2 protein-coding genes are annotated in these 1,998 nt (G+C 63.1%); both read left to right on the forward strand.

Going from position 1 to position 1,998, the window contains the following annotated elements:
* Window positions 1–1,095 (forward strand): patatin-like phospholipase family protein (locus AC4FWB_RS33945; RefSeq protein ID WP_491030575.1); only part of this gene is annotated, 1,095 nt, incomplete at its 5' end.
* A 28-nt stretch (window positions 1,096–1,123) separates the two neighbouring features.
* The coding region (locus AC4FWB_RS33950; RefSeq protein WP_491030576.1) for an NAD(P)/FAD-dependent oxidoreductase at window positions 1,124–1,998 on the forward strand (875 nt) is incomplete at its 3' end.

Here is a 1,998-nt window from a genome sequence, read left to right on the forward strand (position 1 = left end):
CAGGGTGAGTCCAAACGCCAGACCGTCCTTGTCCTTCAAGGCGGTGGCGCGCTCGGCGCCTATCAGGCCGGCGTCTATCAGGCGCTTGTCGAAGGCGGCATCGAACCGGATTGGGTCATCGGCACGTCGATCGGCGCCATCAACGCCGCGCTGATTGCCGGAAACGAGCCCGGGGATCGCCTGCCCAGACTCCAGGAGTTCTGGGACGGCGTCAGCCGGAGCAGCCCGTTCGATGAGTTTTTCCGGATGATGATTCCGAGCAACATCTTCGCCAACATGGGCACCGTGATGCGTGGCATACCGGGTTTCTTCGAGCCGAACCCAAGCGCCATGTTCGGGGTCAATCGCGAGGTTGGTGTGGAGAACGCATCCTACTACACCACCGATCCGCTCAAGAGGACGCTGGGTAATCTGATCGACTTCGACTATCTCAACGGGCGTCACACGCGGCTGACGGTCGGCGCGGTCAACGTCAACACCAGCGAACTCAAATACTTCGACACGCGCGAGATGACGCTGTCGGTGGCGCATATCATGGCATCGGGCGCCTTGCCCCCAGCGTTTCCGGCCGTATGCATCGACGGCGAGCCCTACTGGGATGGCGGCATCTATTCGAACACGCCGATCGAGGTCGTGCTGGACGCGCGTCCGCGGCGTGACGCTCTGATCTTCGCGGTCAACATGTGGCAGCCCCGCGCCACCGAGCCGAAATCGATCTGGCAGGTGATGGGGAGGCAAAAGGACCTCCAATACGCCAGCCGCGGCCGGAGCCACGTGGCGCGGCAGGAGCAACTGCATCGCCTGCGGCATGTCGTTCGCGAAATGGGAAAGCTTGTCCCCGAGGAGCGTCGCGAGGATCCGATGTTCAAGGAGCTGGCATCCTATGGCTGCCCCTCGGTGATGCACCTTGTCCGGCTGCTTTCACCGCGCCTCGACGGCGAGGACCACACCAAGGACATCGACTTCACCCGCTCGGGCATCCGCACGCGCTGGCAGGCTGGATATGAGCATGGGCAGCGTGTGCTGGCGGATAAGCCGTGGGAATGCGACGTCGACATGCTGCAAGGCATCGTCATTCACGAATCCCAAAAGTGAGCGTGGTCGGAAGGAACGGAGAATTCCGATGCAGATCATGACTCCGGGCATGAGGCTCATTCCGGAAGCGGTGCTTGCCAACAACGCAGCGCTCTTTCGCACGATCCCTGAGACGCCCTCGCACAAGGACAGTTCGCTGCATCGCGTGGTCATTGTCGGCGGCGGCGCGGGAGGGCTGGAACTGGCAACGCGCCTCGGCCGCAAGTTCGGCAAACGTCGCCTTTCGGTCACGCTGGTCGACCGCAGTCGCACCCATATCTGGAAGCCGCTTCTGCATGAGGTTGCATCCGGCGCCTTGAGCGCATCGCACGACGCGGTCGAATACATCGCCCATGCAAGCCGCAACCACTATCGATACCGCATCGGCGAGGTGGTCGGCATCGATCGTGCCAAGCGCCAGGTCTTTGTAGCGCCCAGCTTCGACGACGACGGCAGGCAGATCATACCGCCGCGCGTGCTTGGCTATGACACGCTGGTGCTGGCCGTCGGCAGCGTCAGCAACGATTTCGGCACGCCGGGAGCGGCTCGCCATGCAATCGCGCTCGATACGGCGGAGCAGGCCTCCCGTTTCAACAGGCGCATGATTGACGCCTGCCTGCGTGCCAACGCGCAATACGAGCAGCTGTCGCCCGGTCAGCTCCATTGCGTCATCGTCGGCGCTGGAGCGACCGGCGTCGAGCTGGCGGCCGAACTGCACAAGTCAATGCGGGAAATCGCCTCGCACAATCTCGACAACATCGATTTCGAAAGGCTGATCCGCATCACCATCGTCGAGGCGGGGCCGCGCATCCTGCCTGCTCTTCCGGAGCACATGGCGCGCGCCTCGGCACACCTGCTGATCAAGCTGGGCGTGCAGATCCGATGCGGCATCAAGGTCACCGAGGTGACCGAGGACGGTATCCG

Source organism: Mesorhizobium sp. LEGMi-168a (assembly GCF_058312955.1).